The following is a 21,352-nucleotide window of genomic DNA, read 5'->3' as shown; positions in this document are numbered from 1 at the left end:
CTAAGAGCAGGTCAATGTACTAAGAGCAGAAAGATATTTTGGTACTAAATCTTAAATTTTAATTTTTAGTACCAATTTTTTTATTGAAATTTGGTACTATATTTGAAAATATAAATTTTAGTACCATTTTCCCTCAATTTTCAAAAATTTTAATCTCAAATTTCACTATACCTCCTATCTCAAAATTATCATATACTTAAATGCCTCACGGAAAAATATTAAAATAAAAAAGAAACTGCTTAAAAATAACTTTCCAGTCATTTTTAACAGCCTCCATTTCTATTTTACTAAATTTTCATAGTCTTCTTTTTCTATTTTCCACACACCTGCATAAGGTTGTTCTATATAATATTCATTTGTATCTTCAAATAAATACAATACAGTGTCATTATCTTTTTTACTAATACTGATTTTGTCGTATTTAGATATATTTGTAGGTGTATCATTGGATGATTTCCTTACAAATTTTGTTTTATTTTTTATAACTTCAATAAGTTTATCTGATTTATCATATTTTTCTCCATTCAATGTAATACTTGATGAATTAATATCTATGCCAGATAAATCAATTTTCTTTGTTGAGCACGCTGTTAAAATAAATATTAACAGCGCTGATATTATAATAAATTTTTTTGTTTTCAAAATTACTCCTTAAATTTTTTATTATTCTTTTTCAAATTTTAGAGTATAACCTGAATCTATATATTTTTGAATGATTTCATCAATATATTTTCTTTCAATATTACTCACTTTAGCTCCTGGAGTAATATGTTTATCTTTACTGGTTATTTTCAGTTTACTAAAATCGTCTAATTTTACTAAGTTTTCATCATCAAAAAATAAATTGAAATATGTATCTGTAAAATATTTGTTATCTTCTGATGCAATTTTAATTACTTCAATACCTTCATCCGTTTTTTTATATAGATAATTTTCAAAAGGGAAAATAAGATTTTCTACAGCAATAAACTTCTTATTTGTATCTAAGTTATCACTATATAATCCAGTTATGGTATACTCTTTATCAAATTTTATAAAATTAAAAGTAGGATCAGAACATTCAAGTTTTACCTTATCTAAATTTTTTAATCCAGTATCTTTATCTAACTTACAATTCAAATTATTATCTTTGATGGAGTAAACAAATTTTTTTCCTTCTATACCTTTATATGATAAATTTACAGCGTTCATTTTATTTTTGGTTATAAAAAATATTGCTGATAAGGTGATAAATACAATCGCTAAAATTGAAACTATATATTTAAAACTTTTTTTCATGTTATTGCTCCTCCTTTTGTAGAATTAAATACAATTTCAAATTGAAATCGATTTCTAATTAGATTTTAACATATTGAAAATATTTATTTTATAATATTTATTTTATAATCTTGATTTTTATTTACCTGGTATACAAATCATAACTATATTTCGCCATTTTCCCTATTAACTCATATGGAATAGGCTTATTATATGGAAATTGCACTGCACCTTTTGAAGTTTTGTATTCTTTAAGTTCATCAGAAAAAGCTTCTATTACTTTTGGAGTTGGATAAACGCCTAAATGATTTTTGTTTGCAGCAAAATGTATCAAATTTCTCTTTGATTTATAAGTTGGCATTCCATATGCAAGTGAAATAGTAAATTCTGGAAGTGCAGTTTCTATTATTTTTCTTACATTAACTAATATTTCTTGAACATTTTCATCTTGATTTTGAATATATTCATCAATAATATCTTTTTCCATTTTTCCTCCTAAAATGTTGTATTTTATTTTATTATACCCAATTCATTCCTGAAGGTTCAGAACATAACTTACATTTATATTATAAATTATGTCCTATACAATCTAAAAAAAATCACAGATGGCTAATTGCCTCTGTGATTTTTTCTCTAATTATTTCTATACATTTCTGCATATTTTCCATTTTGTCTTAACAATTCATCATGTGAGCCTGATTCGATCAAGTGACCTTTTTCTAGCAAGTAGATTTTATCTACATTTTTGATTGTTGATAATCTATGTGCAATGATTAAGGTTGTACGTCCTTTTTTAAGTCTTTCTAAACCGAATTGGATTCTTTCTTCTGTTTCTGAGTCAACATTTGCTGTAGCCTCATCAAGAACTAAGATTTTAGGATCTCTAACCATGGCTCTTGCGAAAGAAATAATTTGCCTTTCTCCTGAAGAATAGCCTGCACCAGATTCTCTTACAACCGCATCAATGCCGCCTTCTCTCATAAGGATGTTTTCTCCTCCTACGGAAATAAGCGCCAATTCTGCTTCATTTTTAGAAATGGAATCATCAAATAAGGCAATATTTTCGAAGATTGTTCCTTCAAAAATATATGGATTTTGAAATACTATCGCCATATTTTTACGAATCTTAACCATATCCAATTCATTGATATCTTTGCCATCAATTAAAATTTTTCCCTTATTGATATTGTAAAATTTATAGATTAAGTTCATAACTGTTGATTTTCCAGAACCTGTGTGCCCTACAAACGCTGCAGAGCTACCTTTAGGTATTTCTAAATTTAAGTCGTGAATTACATACTCATCATTGTTGTATGCGAATGAAACATCTTCAAATTGAATATTTCCTTGCATATTTTCAATGTTTTGTGTACCTTCCTTAAATGGTTCAACTCTTAGTAACTCAAATAGTTGATCAGCAGCGGATTTGGATCCTTCTAAATTACCTGCTTGATCCATTAGCATGTTTACATTTTGATAAATTCTTCTATTGTAGTCTATGAAAATAAATAAACTACCAACAGAGATGAATGGTTGTCCTTGTAGGAAATAATATCCGAATAAGATAACAATTATTGAAACTGTAAGATTTCCCAATGTGTTAGTTGCATTAAATCCTGAATAAGCCCAAAGAGTGGCTAAGTTCCAACCTTGTTCATTTATCTTATTATTAATTTCAGAGAATTCATCATAAATTTCATCTTCTTTATTAAATGCTTGGATAACTTCCATTGTAGTAATATTTTCAGCTAAATTACCATTTAATTCTGATCTATAATATTTAAGCTTACGTTGATATTCTGTAGATTTTTTGAAATAATCCTTAAATATTATATATGTTAACGGAGCTACAATTAGTGTCATTAATCCCAGTTTCCAATCAATAATAAATAACGCAATTACTAGGCCAATAGTTTTTACAACGGTTGTTAAAATTTGTGTAAAAACTAGATTAAATAACATTCTGATATCTTTTGTATCATTTGTTATCCTATTTACTATTTTACCAATTGCGTATTTATCAAAAAATTGCACCGGTAAAGAAAGCACATGTCTAAATGTGTCTTTTCTAATAATTTGTGATAGGCTATTTGCTAATTTTGAATATGCCAGCGCACCAAAATATGCTGCTAAAGTTGTAATTAGTATCGAACCAAAATACATTCCAACTAATTTGTAGAATTGTCCTAAATCTTTTGCGCCTACACCTTCAACTAACTGACCATCAAGTATTTGCCCTAAAATATATGGACCAATAAGTTCTGCAAGGGTAGCAAAAATTGTCAAGCCCATACTAATTGCAAATAAGCCCTTTAACTGCATTAAATATTGAAATAATTTTTTATTTCTAAATCTTGCTTTTTGCTTGTAGTTTTCTTTTATAAAGCTACCTTGTATTTCATCTTTTTTATTCATCTGAACCTCCTGACTTTTGAGATTCATATTGACTATAATACCATCCCCTGTTTTTGATTAGCTCTTCATGTGTACCTGATTCAACAATTTCTCCTCTATCAAGTACAATAATATTTTCCGCATGTTTCAGTCCAGAAAGTCTGTGAGCTACAATTATAGTTGTCTTTCCTTGTCTATTTGTAACAATGTTTTCTATGATTCTCTTTTCTGTAATTGAGTCAACCGCTGAAAGAGAATCATCAAGTATTAATATTTCCGGGTCTTTTATTATCGCTCTAGAGATAGAAACTCTTTGCTTTTGACCACCAGAAATAGATATACCTTTTTCACCGATCATTGTTTCCAAGCTATTTGGCAATGTATCTAAATCTTTTGTAAAGTCTGCAAACTCAATGGCATCCATTACTTCTTCTTCAGTTGCATTCTCCTTACCAAAGGCTATATTGTCATATACAGATTTTGAAAATAGAAGATGTTGCTGTGGTACATATCCCGTTTTGTCTCTAATACTCTTAATGGAATACATTTCAGCAGGCTTACCATCAAATAGTATTTCTCCTTCTGCAATATCATAAAATCTTAAAAGTTGTTTTAACAAAGTTGTCTTTCCAGAGCCAATTTTACCAACAATGCCCAATGTTTCACCTTTATTAATTTTCAGATTTATATCTTTTAAGGAATATTTCTCATCTCCTGGATACTTAAAACTGAAGTTTTGGAATGTAATGGAGTCTTTAGCTTGATATTCTTCTGGATTTTCAATATCCACCAAATCTTCCTTGTAATCATAAATTTCTTGCAATCTAACTAAAGATGCACTTGATTCTTGTATAACATTTACCAAATCACCAAAAGCAAACATTGGCCAAACCAACATGTTTAAGTATAGGAAAAATGATGTCAACTGTCCTAAAGTTAGATTTCCAGTACTCATCAAATGTTGTCCAAAAATCAAGGCGATAATAAATGTCAATGAAGGTATTAATCTACCAGATGGAATAAATAATGAATGCAATTTATCCTGTTTAAATTGATCTTCATATAAATCATCTGCAGCTTTTTCAAATCTTTTTGATGAAACTTCTTGAGTAGAAAATCCTTTAATCACTCTCACAGATGAGATATTTTCCATAACAGATTCATTCATAATCTCATATGACTTTTGTAATTTTAGATATCCTACATGAAGTTTTTGTCCTAATATTTTAGTAATAATAATTAATAATGGCAATAATATTATTGAAATTAGTGTCATTGGCCATGAAATAGTAAATCCCATTATTAAGATGATTGAAATCGGATAAATGGTAGCATCCGAAAAAGCTAATATACCATATCCAGTAAGCATCTCAATTGTCCCTACATCTTGTGTTGCCTTATTCATAAGGGAACCAGTGGAATTTTTGTAGAAAAATGGTGGTGTTTGCTGTAAAATCTTTGCCACTAATTTTCTTCTACTATCCCTTGACGATTGAAATGAATGTCCAAAAATAAAGTAATGCCATATATATTGTAGAACATACTGCAATGCAATAGATCCTATCAAAATTATTGAATAGAAAATCAAAGTATTCATATCTAGAGTTTTATTACTTACTCTATCTACAAACTCCCCAATCAATTTATTTGGAATAGGAATAACTACATACACAAGTAACAAGGCAGTAATACCGATAATATATCTTTTCTTGTATTTCTTAAAATACCAAAAAATGTATTTTAAATTTTTCATAATGTCTCCTAGTTATTTAATTGTGTGATTTCTTACCATTTTGATTTAAAGATATATAATTTGATATATCTATTCTAATTTTACATTGGAATTTCCTTTTTTATTTTATTATATACTTACTTCAATTATTTCAAGTGATTCTAAAGCCTCTTCAATCAACGCTTCGACATTTAATTTTTCTTCTTCTCTTAAAATGTCATACAGTCTTGGTTTTGTTGCTGGTCTATCTGGTGCAAAAAATGAACAACAATCATCATATGGTTCTATTGAAATATCATATGTTTCAATCCATTTAGCTTTTTCAATAATTTCTGATTTATCCATATTGATTAGTGGTCTAAAAATAGGTAATCTTGTTGCATCATTTACCACAGATATTGACTGAATGGTTTGACTAGCAACTTGTCCTAAGGCTTCACCTGTGACAAAACCATCATATCTGTATTTCTCCGCTAAAATTTCAGAGATTCTCATCATAAATCTTCTTGAAAGAATTGTTGTAAATCTCGCTTTACAATTTTTATTTATAGCTGTGTAAATAGGCAATAAATTTATTTGGAATAGTTTAATTGTTCCCAAATATATTGACATTTTTTCAGCTAATCTCTTCACCTTATCTTGCGCTCTTTCACTTGTGAATGGATATGAATGGAAATGTACTGCAGCTATTTCTACACCTCTTCTAGCCATTTCAAATCCTGCAACTGGTGAATCTATTCCACCTGAAAGTAATAAAATGGCTTTTCCACCTGTCCCCATTGGCAAACCACCAATTGTAGGGATTTTATCCATATAAATATAAGCTTTTTGCCTAATATCAACATAGACTTTTTTCTCAGGATTTTTTATGTCAACTTTGAAATTGCTAAAGTTTCTTAAAACAAAAGCACCTACTTCTCTAGCAATTTCCATAGAATTCATTTCAAATGACTTATCCGCTCTGGTTCCATATGCCTTAAAAGTTACATTATCCTTAATATCCTTGAAATTAATATATTCAATTATACCTTTTTCAATGGACTCTAAATCTTTCTCAACTTGTAGACAAGGATACACATATGAAAGCCCAAAAACCATTCTCGCCTTTTCTACAATCTCATCAAACTCTTCTTTATTAACCTCAACAAATAATTTTTCATTATCTAAAAAATGGTCTTTTATCTCAAAATTTTCAAGTGCTTTTAATACTTGTTTAATTGAATCATTTATAAATTTTTTTCTATTTTTTCCTTTTAACATAAGCTCGCCAAAACTTATTCCCAATAACCATCTCATCCTAATATACCTCTAATCGTTTCAACTTTTTCTTTTAATATTTCTACAAAAATTTTAGCTTCTTCTATTGTTGAATATCTACTCAAAGATATCCTAACACATCCACTTTTATACTCATTATCTACATCAATCGCAGCGATAACTCTGCTATCTTTATCTTTACTGCATGCTGATCCAGTAGAAATATAAATCTCTTCCATTTCTAAATAATGTAACAAAATCTCTGCTCCAATCCCCTTAAAACACACGTTCAAGATATATGGAGATACATTGTCCTCTGGAGAATTAATGATACTATCCTTTATTTTAAAAATTTCGTTTCTCAAAAATCTATTTATATTTTTTATATCTTCATGATTTTTTTCTAATTTCACAGCTTCTGCAAATCCTAATATAGCAGGAACATTTTCTGTACCTGAAAACAAATTGGACTCTTGTCCACCGCCTTGATATAGGCTATTAAAATTATTTATATTTTTTATATATAAAGCTGCGATACCTTTTGGACCATTAATCTTATGTGAAGAAATAGTATACATATCAATATTTGATAAGTCAATATCTATTTTTTGAAAAGCTTGAACACCATCAGAATGAAAGACAGTATTAGGATTTTTTTCTTTAGAGATTCTAGACAATTTATTTATATCATTTATTGTTCCCAGTTCATTGTTTACATGTAAAATTGAAACTAAAACTGTTTTTTCATCAATCTTTGAAACCAAATCATCTTGATCTACAAATCCATATTTATCTACTTTTACAAATCTAACCTCTGATGCTAACTTTTCAGCCGCATAGTATGAGGAGGAATGCTCCACTTCTGATAATATGATATTTTTCCCTTTTTTATCATATGAATGTAAAACAGAATTGTTTGCAATAGTGCCACTTGGTACAAAAAACAAATTCTTAGAATTTATTTTTAACTCTTTAGAAATAACATTTCTCGCTTCTTTTATCTCTTTTTCTGCGCTAAACCCAAGTCTATGCAACGAAGATGGATTTCCCCAAAAACTATCATATGCATTATTCAATTTTTCTTTAACTTCTTTTGCTATCTTTGTTGTAGCAGCATTATCAAAATATATCATAATTACCTTTCTTTTGTGTTATCATAAATCTATAAAACATTATAGCATAATTAATTGGAGAAAAAAGATGTATACGCTTGAAAATTCAATAAAAACTAAATATTTAAAGGAAAATTCAATAGTACTTGATATTGAAACTACAGGTGTATCTCGAATACATTCGAAAGTAGTCGTTGTAGGCTTATTAGACCATTTAGGCAATTTTACACAATTTGCAATTAAAGATGAATCCGAAGAAATGACCTTGTTAGAAGAAATCATACCATATCTAAATAACAAGCACATCATCACATTTAATGGACAAAACTTCGATATTCCCTTTCTAAAAGACAGATATAAACATTACGGAATGGAGGCATTTTCAGAACAATCGCAATTCGACATCTATAGATTTTTAATTTCTAATAGACTAATAACTGATTTTGAAAATTTTGCTTTACAAGATATTGAAAAAATAAATAATTTAGAAAGAAATGAAAACTTTGAGATAAAAGATGACATTTTACTCTATAACAAAATAAGTGACATGGATATAAGTAAGATCATGATTCACAACAAATACGATGTAATAAATACTGAATCAATACTTTCTATAGTAAAAGAAATAAATAATAGAAAGAAATTTGAGATTTTATTTAAGGACCATATACATACTGCTAAAATTGAACATATTGATCTTGATAAAAATATTTTACAAATAAAATCTACTCTTAAAAATGTTGACATTCCCTATAGATTCGAAGATGGCACATACTTCCTAGATTGGTCAAAAAACACGCTAACAATCAGACTAAAAGTAATCGAAGGCTATCTAGATGATAAAAACATCGGATACGCACATATACTAAACAAAGATGTATACTTTCTAGATGAGTCAACATTTAATTTGCCAAAAAATATCGTTCCAATATTTTGTAAAAGATATTATTTAGAAAATATAAAAAACATTGTTATAGATATATTTGATAGATATATGAATTAGGATAAAAGACTCTAGATTATTGCTTGAAATCTAGAGTCTTTCTGCATTTTAAATATATAATTATAGTATATAGTTATTATAAGTATTTTTTACAAATTCTCTATTTATCAATATATTTATTACTAATAAAATAGTTAAATATATCAAACTTGGTAACAAGGAAATTCTTAAAACACTTATCATTTCTGATTTGGTCATAAAGAATGCATCTCCTGATTGTTTAAATGAAATTATTAAATTAATAATAGTACTTATTACACAACTTATAATAAACGGAAATATTACAACAATTAATAATTTTCTCTTCTTCATTCCTAATAATAGATAGATTTCGTAAGTATTTTTATTTAACTTATAATATGATGATAGAAAAGTATATAAAATGAATATCATTGAAATAATAATTGAGACTAAAAGTAATATATTAAACCCAATCGTCAATATTTTAAAATCTTTTATTTGTTGTTGTATTTCATAATTATCGTTTAAAATAATTTGGTCATAATTAGTCAATAAGGATGTTATTAAATTTTTTGTATTTAAATAATCATCTTTAATGTTTATTCTAATTCTACTAATAGTATTATTTATTCCTTTCCTATATTTTTAGAATCATCCAAATATTTTATCTGAATAAATTTTCCATACAAAGAATTTTTTTTCTTTATATAATCTATTCATATAAATATTAGAAAAAGAAGAAATTGAACTCATTATTGAAAAAATTAACGTAAAAGAAACAATAAAAACATAAATAAATTTATTTTTTTATTAAAAAGTTGAAAGATTAAATTATTACTCATATTGTTCTAATCTCCCATCTATCAAATTATATTTTTTATTTCCAATCGCAGCAATATTTTTATCATGCGTAACAATAATCACTAAATCTACAAAATTTGACAATACATTTTTTATGATATCTACTAATTTATTTCCAGTTTTTTCATCTAATGCGCCAGTTGGCTCATCGGCAAGTAGCACCTTAGGCTTAGTAATAAGAGCTCTAGCTATTGCACATCTTTGTTTTTCTCCACCTGATAATTGATTAGGGAATTTTTTCATCAAATTACTAATCTCTAATTCATTTATCAAATATTCAAAATATTCTTCATCAAATTTTAATTTATGAATATTTAATGGCAATAAAATATTATTTTTTATATTGATTTCATCGATTAATTTAAAATCTTGCCAAACAAAAGAAATGAACCTACTTAAATAATTAACTCTGTCTTCTACTGATAATTCTTTAAGATCTCTAGAGTCAATCATAATCTCTCCACTATCTTCAAGTAAAAACCCAGCCAATATCTTAAGTAAACTTGATTTCCCAGAACCACTTTTTCCCATTATTGTCACTAAATCATCTTTTACAAACTTAACATTTAGATCTTTTAAGACTTTTTGTTTAACTTCTTTATTACCAAAACTTAAATTAATATTATTTAAAACTATCATATTTAATTTCCTCCAATAGAAAAAAGAAAAGGGAATACATTATCAATTTATGTTATTAAAAAATTGTTATTTAAATCTATATGGAGCAGTACTTTCATGCTCAAATCTATTATTTACAAAATAATGACAAGTACTTGTTCCTGAATCTCTTGGAAACATCCGCATTGACAAAACTCATTATTCACAATTTACAAAACAATAAATTAAATAATACATTTTTTATAGTCCTCTTGATGCATTTCCTTTTCTCAATGATACTATAAATAAAAAAAATGAATATACAAAAATATATAATTATCTTATCTTTATAAATAGTTTTTTGTTAAGTTGTTTTAATATTTGATATTCTCTAAACGCATATGCACTCGTTAAAGACTATACAAATGTAAATAATAAATCAATTAGAAAATATTTTACTTTGTTCATATGTAATAAGGCCTTACTCCTTGCCTTTATACAACCGAAATTTTCATAAATTATTTTTTAACTGGACCATTTTTTGATTATTATCATGGACCTTTTTTCGACTGACATCTATAGACTTTGAAAGTTGATTGAAAGTTAATGGTTGGAACAACTATTTTAGTGATAGATAATATAAATATTAACTGGGAAGATTGCAAAGCAACCAACTATTGAATAAAGTTTAATTAACTACTTAGAAACTCACATTAAATAATTACTATGATGTTTATAAATAAGAGAACAGAGCAAAATTAAGAAATCTAAATTTGCTCTGTTTAAAAATCACCATTTAAACGGTGTTAATCTAATAAAGTTTATTTTGCTCTGTATAATTTCGTCCTTTTAAACGGTGTTAATCTAATAAAGTTTATTTTGCTCTGTAGAATTTCGTCCTTTTAAACGGTGCTAATCTAATAAAGTTTATTTTGCTCTGTAGAATTTCGTCCTTTTAAACGGTGCTAATCTAATAAAGTTTATTTTGCTCTGTAGAATTTCGTCCTTTTAAACGGTGCTAATTTAATAAACCTTATTTTGCTCCGTAGATTCCTGTTAATTTAAACAGTGCTAATTCTATAAAAGCTATTTTGCTACGTAGATTCCTGTTAATTTAAACAGTGCTAATTCAATAAAGTCTATTTTGCTCCGTAGATTCTTATAAATTTAATTATATATCCTGCTGACCCTAATTTTTTTAGTTTTTCCAATCCACTAGGGTATCCTCCCTTATATTAACGAAAATAATTAATATTTTACTCTTCAAAAAATTCTCAAATCCCAACCTCACATCTCATAACTACCAACTCCACTATCTCTCTCATCTCTGCCTACAACTCCCATACCCACACAACCTTTACTTCATTGGCGTGAGCATAAATGGAAGGAATGAAGAGAAATTCAAAGAATCACACCCCAACTACTTTACGCAGCATAGATAGAATGCCAAAAGAATTATCATCTTATAATTGTAACATCCTTGTTATAATATTGGCATTTGGACGATGATTTTTCTTTTCTCGCATTTATCATCGTACTATTTTCATTTATTTTACGAGGACTTTTTCGATTTTTACATTTATCATCGCACATTTTCCGCCTTTCAGACGATGATTTTTTCTTTTTTTGTGTTTATCATTGTATATTTCTCACTTTTCAGACGAGGATTTCTTCTTTTTTTGCATTTATCATCGTAAAAATGTTGGCGTTTGAACGAGGATTTTTTTAATTTCTACATTTATCATCGTCCACAACCCATTTCTTAAACGAGGATTTCTTCGTTTTTTGCATTTATCATCGTCCAAATACTTAATTCCTTATTCATACTACTTCCACATACTGACCATTCTCTTATTCTTCAACTATAAAGGTCCTTCGCCCTTGCTTGCACCTCTTACTACCATACCGACCATCCTATTATTCTCCCACTCTAAAGCCTATACCCACACCCCCTTCGCGTCATTGGCGCGAGCATTGCATCATTGTGCGCAAATGAAAAAAGAAATTACTAGAGTAAATTAGAAAAGCGAGGATGTCCGAAGATTGCGTAGCAATCGAGTTCCGCAGCTTTTCGTCAATTTACCGAAGTAATTTCTTTTTGAATGCACACTGATGCAGGCGAGCGCCACATAAGCTACTTAGGTTGTGGGGCCAATTTTAGTTCTAGAAATAGGTCGTTGTATAAAATTGTCATATCTTGACCTAGGTCTCTAAAGACTTCAAGATGATTGATTACTTTATCTGATGGATAAAGAATTTCATCTTCTAGCATTTCCTTATCCATAAATTCTTTGGCAGCTTTGTTTGGTGAAGAATAGTAGATATATTCTGCATTTTTTGCTGCGATTTCTGGACGAAGTAGGAAGTTCATTAGGGCGTATGCACCTTCAATGTTTTTTGCTGTTTTTGGGATAACTATTGTGTCAAACCAGATGTTGGCACCTGATTCAGGGATATGATATGCTAGGTTTTCATTGTCTTCCATAGCAAGTGCAGCATCTCCTGAGAATGTTATACCGATATTTGCTTCTTCTTGTGCTAAATACATTTTTATTTCATCCGCTAGAATACCTTTAACATTATTCATAAATCCTTTTAAGTCATCTCTAACTTTTCTTAAGATTTTTTCATCTGTAGTGTTTAAAGAGTAGCCGTTAGCTAAAAGCCCTATTCCTAATGTTTCTCTAGCACCATCGTAGATAAGAATTTCATTGTTGAATTTTTTATCCCATAGATTTCTCCAATTGGAAACATCTTCTTCTGTATAAACTTTAGTATTGTATAGGATGCCTAAAGTACCCCAAAAATAAGGGATGGAATATTTGTTGCCTGGGTCGAATTCTTGGTCTAAAAATCTTTTATCAATATTTTCTAATCCCTTTATTTTTGAATGATCAAGAGGTATCAGTAGCCCCTTATCTCTCATCATTTCCACAGTATATTCTGAAGGAACAGTGATATCGTAAGATGTTGAGCCTTGTTCAATTTTAGCCATCATTGCTTCATTTGAATCAAAGGTTTCATAAACTACTTTGTAACCTGTCTCTTCTTCAAATTGAGATAAAAGTTCAGGATCTATATAGTCACCCCAATTGTAGAAATATATTGTGTTGTTGTCACTTGAATTTGATGTCCTATTTATTGCAAATCTTATGCCAAATAATATACAAACTACTGATAAGATACCTAACAAAAACTTATAGAAACTATTCATATATCTTACCTCTCTTTGCTTGTTTTACTTCTTTCATTTGTACAAAATAATAAATTACAACTAATATTAGTGATGCGATAAACATAAGTGTTGAAAGAGCATTGATTTCAAGTGATACTCCCGCACGCACTCTAGAATAAATTTCTACGGAAAGAGTAGAAAATCCTGAACCAGTTACGAAAAATGTTACCGCAAAATCATCTAAGGAATATGTTAAAGCCATGAAAAATCCTGTGAATGCACCACTTGCAATATTGGGCAAAATTATTTTATTTAATATTTGCCAGTCACTTGCACCTAAATCCTCCGCAGCAAGTATCATTTGCTCGTTTAGAGAATAGATCTTTGGTAAGACCATTAATACCACGATTGGTATATTAAAAGCAACGTGAGCAAGTAATACTGTCCAAAATCCCATTGGCAATGGAATCAAATAGGTAAATAGTATTAGGAATGATGCACCTATCATAACATCTGGCATAACAAGTAAAATATTATTAAGTGATAAAACTCTTTCTTTTAATTTTTTATTTCTTAAATAGTAAATTAATAAAGCGCCTAAAACTCCTATAACGGTTGCAATTGCAGCAGATAGTAGTGCAATAATTATGGTGTTTATAACTATTGTGATTAATCTAGTATCTTCAAAAACAGAATTGTAATGTTGTGTTGTAAATCCGGTGAATGCATTCATCGTACCACCTTCATTAAATGAATATACTATCAAATAGATAATAGGCGCATACAATAGAATAAAAATCGCAATTAAAAATAAATTGGCCCATTTAAATTTCTTTTTATCTATCATTTGGCACCTCTATTCTTTATATTTAGCAAAGCCATCACGATAAACATTAAGCAAATAAGTACAATACCAATGATTGAACCCATTCCCCAGTTTTGTGTGATTAGATAATGTTGCTCAACTGCAGTACCTAAAGTTATTACCTTGTTTCCTCCAATAATTCTAGTTATTAGGAATAGAGAAAGTGAAGGAATGAAAACAGCTTGAACTCCAGCCATTACACCATTCATAGAAAGTGGTAAAATAACTCTTCTAAATGTTTGCCATTTATTCGCACCTAAATCTGTACTAGCAATAATGAAGTTATTTGGAATGGATTCTAATGATCTAAAAATTGGAAGTATCATAAAAGGTAATTCAATATATGCGGCAACTAATATGAATGCTGCATTTGTAAATAATATACCTTCTGATGCCAGACCAAATAATCGCGCTATTGAACCATTTCTATTTAATAATCCCATAAAAGCATATGCTTTTAGCAATAAATTTATCCATGTTGGCAAAATTACTAAAAGTAACCAAAAATTCTTATGCTTTGAAGTATTTAAGAAATATGCAAACGGATAAGCTATTATCAATGTTGCTGCTGTTATTAAAAACGCTGATAGAAAAGAATTTGCCGTCATCAACATATAATTTGATGAAGTAAAATAATTTCTATAATTGTCAAATGTAAAGTTTCCATGAATGTCTAAGAAAGATTGATAAAATAGTAAGATTATAGGAGCAATGATGAATAATGCAATCCATACATAATAAATGCTACCCAAAGCCTTATATTTTTTAGGCATCAGTTTCACCTCCACTATATTTTTCAATTCTCGCGTCAAAGTCGTCTTCACTTTCGTTAAATCTCATAACATGAATGTCATCAGGTTTAATCGAAATACCGACTTTATCACCAGCTTCAAATCTTCTAGTTGTGTGTATTTTCCAGATAAATCCAGAATTATCGTGGCAGATTAATTCATTAAATACTCCTCTAAATAGTATTGTCTCAATTTCTGCTTCTATATCACATTCCTCAAGATTGACTAAATCAATATCTTCTGGACGAATAACAACTTCTACTAATTCTCCAGCAGGGATACCCGCGTCTGAACATTTAAACTCTTGATTAGAAAATTCAACTAAATAATCCGCCTTCATTGTAGCTTTAAGTATATTAGATTCCCCGATAAATTGTGCAACATATCTATTAATAGGTTCATCATAAATATCTGTTGGTGGTCCTGATTGAACTATTTCACCTTCACTCATGACAAAAATCCAATCACTCATAGCTAAAGCTTCTTCTTGATCATGTGTTACAAACACAAAAGTGATGCCCAAATCTTCTTGTAATTCTCTTAATTCGACTTGCATCGCTTTTCTAAGTTTCATATCTAACGCTGATAGTGGTTCATCAAGTAAAAGCACATCCGGTTTGTTGACAATTGCTCTAGCAATAGCAACACGTTGCTGTTGTCCACCAGACATTTCATCAATTCTTCTATTTTCAAATCCTTCTAGTTGAACCATTTTCAATACATTTTTAACTTCTTCTTTTATCGTTTTTTTATCTACACCTTTTATGTCCAAGCCAAATGCAACATTATCAAAAACATTCATATGTGGAAATAGTGAATAGTTTTGAAATACGGTATTTACTTTACGTTTGTTTGCAGAGACGTGATTTACATTTTCTCCATTAATATAAACATTACCACTTGAAACATCTGTAAAACCCGCAATTATATTAAGTATCGTAGTTTTACCGCATCCTGAAGGTCCGAGTAATGTGTAAAATTTTCCCTTTTCAAGTTCTAGATCAACATTTTTTAAAACTTGATTTTCGTCAAAAGTCTTTGAAACTGACTCAAGTACGACATTATAGACTTGGATATTTATTTCCATATTTTTCTCCTGTAAATAATTATTTTGTAGCCTAACCAAGGCTAAGGGCTTTTAATAAAAAAAAATTTATTAAATAAAGTATAGCATAAATTTTTAATAATTTTTTACTTAATTTTTTCGTCGATTTTTCTAAATACTTCACCTAAACTTGACATTATCACGTAATTCGCAGAAGTATTTCTGCCAACTTGTTCTTTATTAATTAAAATACATTTATTTCCTCTATAAAAATCAATAAAACTTGCTGCTGGATAAACAACCAGAGATGTACCACCAATTATTAAAACATCGGCATGCGCAATGGCATTAATAGCGTTTCTAACCGCTTCTTCTGGAAGCCCTTCTCCATATAATGTAACATCCGGTCTGATATAACCCCCACAGTCGCAATAATTAGGTTCTACTGTTTGTAAAACATAGTCCGAATCATAAGTTTTTCCACATTTAACACAATAATAATCTCTTAAATTTCCATGAATTTCATATACATTTTTACTTCCCGCCATATGATGTAAACTGTCAATATTTTGCGTAACTACCGCTTTAACTTTCCCCATTTTTTCTAACTTTGCCAAAACTTTATGGGTAATATTTGGCTTTGCATCTTCTACAATAAGATTCTCTTTATAATATTTAGTAAATCCTACAACGTCTTCAACTAAAAAATCATGACTTAACATATATTCGGGACTATATCCTGTTTCATGTTTCCGATTATATAAACCAGTTGAAGATCTAAAATCAGGAATACCACTCTCAGTAGAAACTCCAGCTCCACCGAAAAATACAATATTATTTGATTCTAAAATAATATCTACAATATCATCAACGTTCATTATAAAATCCCCCTTTTCATATCTCTACTTATCTTGATTTTATCATATATAATAGATAAATCTAAATGAATACATCTATTGGGAAATAATTTAGAAAAAAATTCTAGTGGAAAAATATAAAAACGCTAGGTACAAAAATATTTTTCCCCCTAGCGTTTTACAATATTATTTTATTAAATAAATTTTCTATATATAATTCTTCGCTTGTGTTTCAAATAAATCTCGATATAGATTATGTGATTTCATTAAGTTTTTATGACTATCATATCCAACTATTTTACCACCATCAAGTAATAGTACTTTATCAGAAAATGTTGAAGAACTCATTCTATGAGAGATGAATATAGATGTTTTACCTTTAGTTAAAGTTGCAAAGTTTTCGAATATTTCACTTTCAGCAATTGGATCAAGAGCTGCAGTTGGCTCATCTAAAATCATTAATGATCCACCCTTATTTAATGCTCTTGCAATTGCAAGTTTTTGATTTTGACCACCAGAAAACTTAGTTGCTGATTCTTCTAAACTTTTATCTAAATAAGTATCCATCCCTTTTTCAAGTTTTGAAACTTCATCAAATATATTAACTTCTTTTAGTGAATCCTCTGCTTTTTCCTTATCATTCATATCTGGTAGAATATTTTCGTAAATTGTATATGGCATTAGCTTAAAATCTTGGAACACTACTGAAATTTGATCAATATATGAGTTTATCTCATATTCTTCAATATTCTTGCCATTCCAAAGTATTTCTCCGCTTTGAGGAAAATAAAATCTTGAAATCAGTTTAACTATTGTTGATTTACCAGCATTATTTAATCCAACGATTGAAATCTTTTCTCCTTTATTTATCTTGAAAGATACATCATCTAAAATGATTTTGTCAGAATTTGGATATGTAAAGGAAACATTTCTAAACTCTAATGAATTAAATTCATCAGCTATTAAATTTCCTTGGTATTTTTCTTCTTCAAGATTTATAAAATCATCCCATGGAGTCAAATGTACTCTTAATGTATTTAACTTAGAAATATTTTCAGAGATAATTTGTACATTTTGCATAATAGTGTTTGTAGAACTATAAATTAATGTAAACTTACCTACACTAATTCTATCTCCAAATTTATCTGTTAATACTCTTAGTGAATTATATGAAATGGCTATGAACATTATCAATGTTGACGAAATCGTTTCAAAAATCCTAATATTAGAATCTTGAATTGTAATTTCTTTAGTCCATTTAAGTATTCCCTTATTAAAAGTTTTTACTTTTTTATTTATTATGTCGGATAAATTAAACACCCTCATTTCTTTTTGATATTCTGGATTAAAAGAAATACCGAAAAGATAACCATATTTTCTATTTACTGGTACACTTTCTTGCATCACTCTCTCAAGATTCATTTGTACTTTTACTCTAATTACAGATGATATTATAAGTATAAGAAGTATAACAATAGTGTAAATGATATTATAAGCAAAGAGTATAGACACTACCCCTAAAATAGTTACTAAAGCTATTATTATTTGTTGCACAACATTCAATGCCCAATAGAAATATCCCCATGAAATAGGCATCTCCGCCCTTTGTATAAGATCTAAAGTCTCAGTATCTTCTAGCTCTTTATATTTTAGTGACATTGATTTTTCGGAAAGTTTTGCTTTAAGCATTTCAGCTTGATAAGTAGCATTTTTATCAATTAAAACATTGACATATCCTAATATTTGCTTTAATAAATATGTTGAAATTACAAAGATAACTATCATATAGACAATATCAATAAACTTATTGCCTGTTTGAACCATGTCTACTAAAGTTGCCGGTATATACATAGAAACAATTGAAATGGCAGCCTGTAATATCGCACCTAAAAATAGATAAAGGAAGAATTTTTTATCAATATTCCAAGATTCTTTTAGTATATTAAAAATAACTTTATATTGTTTCATTGTTTTCCTCCTTGGCTTCCTTATAGTATTTACCTTGTGTTTCAAACATATCTCTATACTTGTCACATCTTACAAGTAAATCTTCATGTGTACCTTTATCAATGATTTGTCCACCATCTAAAAACATTATTTCATCACAGAATCTAGTAGAAGCCAATCTATGGGAAATAAATATTGCTGTTTTTTCCCCCATGTACGAATCAAATTCTTGATAAATTTTTTCCTCTGCAAAAGCGTCCAATGCTGATGTTGGCTCATCCATAATCATTACAGAGCTATCTTCTTTATATAGCGCTCTGGCTATCATTAATTTTTGATTTTCTCCACCTGATAAAATTACCCCATCATCATATAGAGCTTTTAATACATTTGAATCCATGCCTTTTTCAAAAGATGATACTTTTTCCCAAAGTCCTACTTTTTTTAAGGAATATTCAACACGATCATAATCAATATTTTCTTCAGTACAAGCAATATTTTCAGCGATTGTAAGCGCTAATGGTTGTGTTTCTTGAAAAACTACGCTAAATAAGTCGAATATAGATTTATCTGAAAATTCTTTTGAGTCAATCCCATTTAAATAAATATTTCCTGCTGTAGGTCTCGCAAGGCCTGTAAGTAATTTTACAATTGTAGTCTTACCTGCACCATTCACCCCAACTAAAGCCATTCTCTTACCTTTATCAATTTCAAATGATAAATCTTCAAATACAAATTTTTCAGAACCAGGATATTTATATGATACATTATCAAATTTAATAGTTATAGGTCCGTCTAACTTAATATCTTTGCCATCTTTATTTAAATTCATATTTTCTTCAATAAACTCAATTCCATAGATTGTGTACATTAAATTTGTATTAATAGAAGTAGCAGAATCCTTAAGATTATGTATAGTATTTGAGAATAGCACAATTAAGCTTATGATCATTACAAAATCTTCAATTTTCATTTTTCCATTTATCGTTAGATATATAAAAATGGAAAGAGAAATAAAATCAGAAATTGATATGCTAATATTTTCTAAAAAAGAAAGCTTAAATTTGTATCTAAGCTCTTTTTCCCAAGCATTCATGAATCCTATAACATGTTTTTTAATATTTTTCATTAATCTATCTTTAAGATTATATACTCGAATATCTTTGCCATAAGAGAAGTCTTTAGTTACATTAATATAGGTATTCATCTTTCTACCTGCATTTTCACGACTATCTCTATTTTTCTGAACAAAATCTGTATATTTTGTTGAAATAAAGAAATTCAATAGAACGGTTAAAATAGAAACAATAACTACAATAAAAGATTGTTGAATAATGATGGCTGTAAATATCAAAGCTAATAAAACTTTAGGTAATACTTCAAAGCTATCCGTCAAACATCTTTGATAACCTACATTGTCACCACCAAATCCATTTAATGCTTTTTGAGACTTCAACATGTATTCAGGATTTTCATAAAGTTCATGATCCATAGTTGTTAGCTTATTTAGTAAAAGTGAAACATAATTAATTCGCTTATCAATAAAAGTCCATAGAGCCCAATTGGACATAACATTGTCAAGGATATTAAAAATAATATAAAATACAAAATAGATTAGAGAAAAAATAATAATACTTCTTGGATTTGACTTTTGATTAGTTGCCATCTCTAAAATGTATTTCAATACTAAAACAGACATCGCTGGATGAACAGCACCTGAAATTACTTTAGTTAAAGTAATGAATTTCATCTTTCCTTTAAATAGCTCAGAGACAATCCTATTAAAATAAAAATTCAATTTTTCTTTCTTTGTTAGCTTTGCTTTTTCTTCCATAGTTTTCCCTCGAATATTCTAATTTTTAATATTATATAATAACCCCGTTAATTTTTCAACAAAATAAGTTTTTATCATTATATTTTCATATATTTATTTTTCTTTTATGAAAAAAAAGGCATTAATCTAAAAAAAGACATTAAAAAAGAGGCTATAGAATATAGCCCCTTAAAATATTTATATACTAGTCTTGTTCATTTGGATCATTTTTAGCATCTTCATGAGTTTCATGAATTGTGCCAGGTACGTGATCTGGTCCTGCATAGATTGTATAAAGTTTTAGTGGTTTGTCACTGTTATTTGTAACATTGTGCCAAGTATCTGCTGGTACGAAAATAGCATCATCATCTTTAACTTCTTTTTCAAATGTTAAATTATCTTCGCTATCTCCCATTTGACATAACCCACTACCTTCTTCAATTCTTAAGAATTGGTCGATACCGTGATGTATTTCTAATCCAATATCATCACCAGGTTGGATAGTCATCACTGTAACTTGAAGTTGACTACCAGTCCAGATAGTTGTTCTGAAATTTTCATTTTCTATTGTATAATCTTCTATATTTACTACATAAGGTTCTTTTCCATGATCTTTATAATCAAAAGCCATTATATCCTCCTATTTTTGACCATTCACATTAATAATTTCCTACAATACATGTAT

At 28.6% G+C, this 21,352-nt stretch carries 18 protein-coding genes; 1 reads left to right on the top strand and 17 read right to left on the bottom strand.

From position 1 onward, the window contains the following. Positions 1-279: 279 nt before the first annotated feature. The 7 genes from HMPREF9709_RS02435 to HMPREF9709_RS02405 all read right to left on the bottom strand — a co-directional run bounded on the left by HMPREF9709_RS02435 (position 280) and on the right by HMPREF9709_RS02405 (position 7,773). Positions 280-642 (bottom strand): DUF5301 domain-containing protein, encoded by a 363-nt coding sequence (locus tag HMPREF9709_RS02435; RefSeq protein ID WP_005397597.1) that lies wholly within the window; start codon positions 640-642, stop codon positions 280-282. A gap of 21 nt (positions 643-663) precedes the next feature. After that, positions 664-1,278 carry a hypothetical protein gene (locus tag HMPREF9709_RS02430; RefSeq protein WP_005397591.1) on the bottom strand — a complete coding sequence of 205 codons (615 nt, stop codon included), beginning with the start codon at positions 1,276-1,278 and terminating at the stop codon, positions 664-666. 121 nt (positions 1,279-1,399) lie between these two features. Then, positions 1,400-1,744 (bottom strand): iron chaperone, encoded by a 345-nt coding sequence (locus HMPREF9709_RS02425; protein WP_005397587.1) that lies wholly within the window; start codon positions 1,742-1,744, stop codon positions 1,400-1,402. 146 nt (positions 1,745-1,890) lie between these two features. Beyond that, complete coding sequence (locus HMPREF9709_RS02420) at positions 1,891-3,672, bottom strand: ABC transporter ATP-binding protein (RefSeq protein ID WP_005397586.1); 1,782 nt, start codon at positions 3,670-3,672, stop codon at positions 1,891-1,893. After that, on the bottom strand, positions 3,665-5,404 hold the full coding sequence (locus HMPREF9709_RS02415) for an ABC transporter ATP-binding protein (RefSeq protein WP_005397582.1): 1,740 nt from the start codon (positions 5,402-5,404) through the stop codon (positions 3,665-3,667). Before HMPREF9709_RS02415 ends, HMPREF9709_RS02420 begins: the two co-directional genes overlap by 8 nt. Before the next feature lie 108 nt (positions 5,405-5,512). After that, positions 5,513-6,679: a tRNA uracil 4-sulfurtransferase ThiI gene (thiI, locus tag HMPREF9709_RS02410; RefSeq protein ID WP_005397580.1), complete on the bottom strand. Its 1,167-nt coding sequence runs from the start codon at positions 6,677-6,679 to the stop codon at positions 5,513-5,515. Beyond that, on the bottom strand, positions 6,676-7,773 hold the full coding sequence (locus tag HMPREF9709_RS02405) for a cysteine desulfurase family protein (protein WP_005397579.1): 1,098 nt from the start codon (positions 7,771-7,773) through the stop codon (positions 6,676-6,678). Before HMPREF9709_RS02405 ends, thiI begins: the two co-directional genes overlap by 4 nt. Before the next feature lie 67 nt (positions 7,774-7,840). Here HMPREF9709_RS02405 and HMPREF9709_RS02400 point away from each other — a divergent pair, with 67 nt between their 5' ends. Next, positions 7,841-8,755, top strand: coding sequence for a ribonuclease H-like domain-containing protein (locus HMPREF9709_RS02400; protein ID WP_005397577.1), 915 nt, complete (start codon positions 7,841-7,843; stop codon positions 8,753-8,755). A 60-nt stretch (positions 8,756-8,815) separates the two neighbouring features. On the opposite strand, the gene HMPREF9709_RS09910 is transcribed toward HMPREF9709_RS02400, so the two are convergent. The 10 genes from HMPREF9709_RS09910 to HMPREF9709_RS02355 form a co-directional block, all read right to left on the bottom strand. Next, positions 8,816-9,268, bottom strand: coding sequence for a hypothetical protein (locus HMPREF9709_RS09910; RefSeq protein ID WP_005397572.1), 453 nt, complete (start codon positions 9,266-9,268; stop codon positions 8,816-8,818). A gap of 282 nt (positions 9,269-9,550) precedes the next feature. After that, positions 9,551-10,216, bottom strand: coding sequence for an ABC transporter ATP-binding protein (locus HMPREF9709_RS02395; protein WP_005397571.1), 666 nt, complete (start codon positions 10,214-10,216; stop codon positions 9,551-9,553). A 2,092-nt stretch (positions 10,217-12,308) separates the two neighbouring features. Next, positions 12,309-13,388, bottom strand: a complete 1,080-nt coding sequence (locus tag HMPREF9709_RS02390; protein ID WP_005397569.1) for an ABC transporter substrate-binding protein — start codon at positions 13,386-13,388, stop codon at positions 12,309-12,311. After that, the gene (locus tag HMPREF9709_RS02385; protein WP_005397567.1) at positions 13,381-14,196 is read right to left on the bottom strand and encodes an ABC transporter permease; all 816 of its coding nucleotides are present in this window, start codon (positions 14,194-14,196) and stop codon (positions 13,381-13,383) included. The genes HMPREF9709_RS02390 and HMPREF9709_RS02385 overlap by 8 nt, the downstream gene beginning before the upstream one ends. After that, a complete protein-coding gene (locus HMPREF9709_RS02380) occupies positions 14,193-14,987 on the bottom strand; it encodes an ABC transporter permease (protein WP_005397564.1) in 795 nt (264 codons plus the stop codon). Before HMPREF9709_RS02380 ends, HMPREF9709_RS02385 begins: the two co-directional genes overlap by 4 nt. After that, the gene (locus HMPREF9709_RS02375; RefSeq protein WP_005397563.1) at positions 14,980-16,092 is read right to left on the bottom strand and encodes an ABC transporter ATP-binding protein; all 1,113 of its coding nucleotides are present in this window, start codon (positions 16,090-16,092) and stop codon (positions 14,980-14,982) included. Before HMPREF9709_RS02375 ends, HMPREF9709_RS02380 begins: the two co-directional genes overlap by 8 nt. A gap of 104 nt (positions 16,093-16,196) precedes the next feature. Continuing rightward, entirely contained in the window at positions 16,197-16,928 is a 732-nt protein-coding gene (locus HMPREF9709_RS02370; protein ID WP_005397562.1) for an NAD-dependent protein deacylase, read from the bottom strand. A gap of 186 nt (positions 16,929-17,114) precedes the next feature. Next, positions 17,115-18,875 (bottom strand): ABC transporter ATP-binding protein, encoded by a 1,761-nt coding sequence (locus HMPREF9709_RS02365; RefSeq protein ID WP_005397561.1) that lies wholly within the window; start codon positions 18,873-18,875, stop codon positions 17,115-17,117. Beyond that, positions 18,862-20,688 (bottom strand): ABC transporter ATP-binding protein, encoded by a 1,827-nt coding sequence (locus HMPREF9709_RS02360; RefSeq protein WP_005397560.1) that lies wholly within the window; start codon positions 20,686-20,688, stop codon positions 18,862-18,864. The genes HMPREF9709_RS02365 and HMPREF9709_RS02360 overlap by 14 nt, the downstream gene beginning before the upstream one ends. A 184-nt stretch (positions 20,689-20,872) precedes the next feature. Next, positions 20,873-21,298 (bottom strand): cupin domain-containing protein, encoded by a 426-nt coding sequence (locus HMPREF9709_RS02355; protein WP_005397559.1) that lies wholly within the window; start codon positions 21,296-21,298, stop codon positions 20,873-20,875. Positions 21,299-21,352 lie beyond the last annotated feature (54 nt).

Origin of the sequence: Helcococcus kunzii ATCC 51366 (genome assembly GCF_000245755.1) — a bacterium.
In the GTDB taxonomy this organism is placed as follows: Bacteria; Bacillota; Clostridia; order Tissierellales; family Peptoniphilaceae; genus Helcococcus; species Helcococcus kunzii.
This window is presented reverse-complemented; position numbering and strand designations above follow the sequence as displayed.